Raw genomic sequence first — 2,807 nt, 5'->3', positions numbered from 1 at the left:
GCGGTCCTCGGCCCCGGCGCGGTGCACGTGCCGGACTGGATGGACCGCCCGCAACAGGAGTACCTGCTGCGGGCCTGCGTGGACTGGGCGTCCGCGCGGCCGCCGCGGTCGATCGTGCTGCCCGGCGGGGGGAGGATGTCGGTGCGGACGCTCTGCCTGGGGCGGCACTGGACGCCCTACCGGTACGACGACGACGAGGTGGTCCCGCCTCTGCCGGACTGGCTGGTCCGGGCGGCGCGATCCGGGCTCGAGACGGCGACCGCCGTGGACCCGTCGCTGGGCGATCCGGGGTACACCCCCGACGCGGCGCTGGTGAACCTCTACGGCCGTGACGCCACCATGGGCCTGCACCAGGACCGCGACGAGGCCAGCTCGGCGCCGGTGGTCTCGCTGAGTCTCGGCGACGCCTGCACCTTCCGCTTCGGTACCCCACACCACCGTGGCCGCCCGTACACCGACGTGCGGTTGGAGTCCGGTGACCTCGTGGTGTTCGGTGGACCGTCGAGGATGGCCTTCCACGGTGTTCCCAGGGTGTTCGACGGCACCGCGCCGGCCTGGTGCCGGGACGTGCTCGGCGCGGGTCCGGGGCGCGTCAACATCACCCTCAGGCAGACCCGCTGACGGGCCCCCGACCGGCCCCGGCCTGGCCTCACCGGTCCCGACCGGCGGGCTCGCGTGCCGGTCAGGGCCGCATGCGCCGGAAACTCACCACGGGCCGGTCCCCGGCCACGTCTTCTCGGGGTGCGCACACCGACTCCACCTGCCGGCGGGCCTGCTCGGGGACGGGGGTGCCGGGGTCGAGGACCGAGAGGTACTCCTTGTGCTCGGCCAGCGCGGCGACGGCCGGTTCGACGAACCCCTCGACGTCCACGTAGTGGGTGGGCTGCGGTGCGGACTCGAACCACATCCGGGGACGCCCCTCGGCGGCGTCCACGCCGACGGCGGCCACCAGGTCGTCGTACGTCGCGCCCACCGCGGCACCGAACTCCATGTGATCGCTCTGGTTGGGGGCACCGGGCGCCCACTCGGGCCCCGAGTACAGGGAGATCACGATGTCCGGCCGGTGACGGCGGAGGGAGTCCGCGATCGCGTCGCGGAGCTCCGAGTCGTTGACGATCCTGCTGTCGGGGAAACCGAGGAACTCCACCTCCTCGACGCCCACGATCGCCGAGGAGCGGCGCTGTTCCTCCTCCCGGACCGGTCCGGCGATCGAGGGGGGCATCCCCTCGATCCCCGCCTCGCCGCTCGAGGCCAGCACGTAGACGATGTGGCGACCCTCCGCGGTCCAGCGGGCCACCGCGGCGGACATGCCGTACTCGGGATCGTCGGGATGGGCGACCAGGACCAGGCCGCGGGTCCAGTCGGTGGGAAAGGGCTCGGGTGGGGTCATGGGGAGAGTATTGCCGATCCGGGGTGACGAGTCGGTAGCGTCCGAACACATGGCCCTCACCGAGTGGTTGCTCTCCGCGAACGAGCGGGGCAACCCTGACACCCGTCTGGATTCCCGTCATCCCGGGAACGAGGCCTGGTCGGAGGGCAACGAGGTCCGCCCACTGGTCCACGGGGCCACGTACTTCGCCGAGCTCTTCGACAGGATCGAGACCACCGGGCAGGGCGATCTGATCCTGTTCACCGACTGACGCGGCAACGTCCTGCTGGACATGCGGGTGCCGCCGCGCGGGTCGCACCACCAGAAGATGGTGGTGATCCGACACGCGGACGCCCCGCGGCGGGACGTGGCCTACGTGGGCGGCATCGACCTGTGCCATTCGCGGCGGGACGACGCCCGACACCGGGGCGACCCGCAGGCGCAGTCGATGTCCGAGGTCTACGGGGTGACGCCGCCGTGGCACGACGTGCAGTGCGCCATCTCGGGACCGGCCGTGTACGACGCCGAGACGGTGTTCCGGGAACGGTGGGAGGACCCGGCGCCCCTGACGCGGTCGCGTCGCCGGTTCCGCGTGGACCGCGACCACGTGGACGTGCGCGCCGAACCGTTGCCCCCGCAGGCGCCGCCGCCGCCGGCGGTGCCGGGTGGCACGCACGTCGTCCAGCTGCTCCGCACCTACGCCGGCCGACACGGTCGACGTGCCTACCCGTTCGCACGGAGGGGTGAGCGCAGCGTCGCCCGCGGGTACGCCAAGGCGTTCGAGCGTGCCCGTGACCTCATCTACGTGGAGGACCAGTACCTGTGGTCGCGCGCGATCGCGGACTCCTTCGTGGAATCGCTCCAGCGGGACGAGGGATTGCACCTGGTCGTCGTGATGCCCCGGTGGACGGACAGCGACAACCCGGTCTCCCGTCTCCCGCAGCTCCTCGGCCGGCAGCGCGCCATGAGCCGACTCGCCGCCGCGGCCCCCGGCCGGGTGGCCTTCTACGCGCCGGAGAACTCCGACGGCACCCCGGTCTACGTCCACGCCAAGGTGTGCGTCGTGGACGACACCTGGTGTTCGGTCGGCTCCGACAACTTCAGCCGGCGCTCGTGGACCCACGACTCGGAACTCTCGGCGGTGGTGGTGGACACGGCCGCGTCCGATCACAGTCCGTACGCCCGCAGACTGCGTCTGACCCTGGCCGCCGAGCACCTCGGGCGCGGCGTGGACGGTCCGGGGTATCCGGGGGACGTGTCGGAGATCGCGCACGGGGACGGCGATCCGGGCGACGACGACGACCTCGCGCGCCTGATGCACGACTGCCCCGACGCGGTGGGGACGTTTCGGACCTTCGCCGACTCGGCCGCCGCGCTCGAGGAGTGGCATCGCGGCGGTCGCCGGGGGACGCGGCCCCCGGGTCGGCTGCGTCCGCTC

4 protein-coding genes are annotated in these 2,807 nt (G+C 72.7%); 3 read left to right on the top strand and 1 reads right to left on the bottom strand.

Annotated features, from left to right (window positions below):
• On the top strand, positions 1–621 hold a 621-nt coding region (locus G6028_RS05960; RefSeq protein WP_241730579.1), incomplete at its 5' end, for an alpha-ketoglutarate-dependent dioxygenase AlkB family protein.
• Positions 622–682: 61 nt separating this feature from the next.
• On the opposite strand, the gene G6028_RS05955 is transcribed toward G6028_RS05960, so the two are convergent.
• Positions 683–1,390: a PIG-L deacetylase family protein gene (locus G6028_RS05955; protein ID WP_182658323.1), complete on the bottom strand. Its 708-nt coding sequence runs from the start codon at positions 1,388–1,390 to the stop codon at positions 683–685.
• Between the two features lie 49 nt (positions 1,391–1,439).
• On the opposite strand from G6028_RS05955, the gene G6028_RS17435 reads away from it, so the two are divergent.
• Both G6028_RS17435 and G6028_RS05950 read left to right on the top strand, forming a co-directional pair.
• On the top strand, positions 1,440–1,640 hold the full coding sequence (locus G6028_RS17435) for a hypothetical protein (RefSeq protein ID WP_206685735.1): 201 nt from the start codon (positions 1,440–1,442) through the stop codon (positions 1,638–1,640).
• A 21-nt stretch (positions 1,641–1,661) separates the two neighbouring features.
• A partial coding sequence (locus G6028_RS05950) for a phospholipase D family protein (protein ID WP_206685734.1) occupies positions 1,662–2,807 on the top strand: 1,146 nt, incomplete at its 3' end.

Source organism: Dietzia cercidiphylli, from assembly GCF_014145145.1.
Classification (GTDB): Bacteria; Actinomycetota; Actinomycetes; order Mycobacteriales; family Mycobacteriaceae; genus Dietzia; species Dietzia natronolimnaea.
Note: the sequence above shows the minus strand (reverse complement) of the source record. Positions and strands in the feature narration are given on the sequence as shown.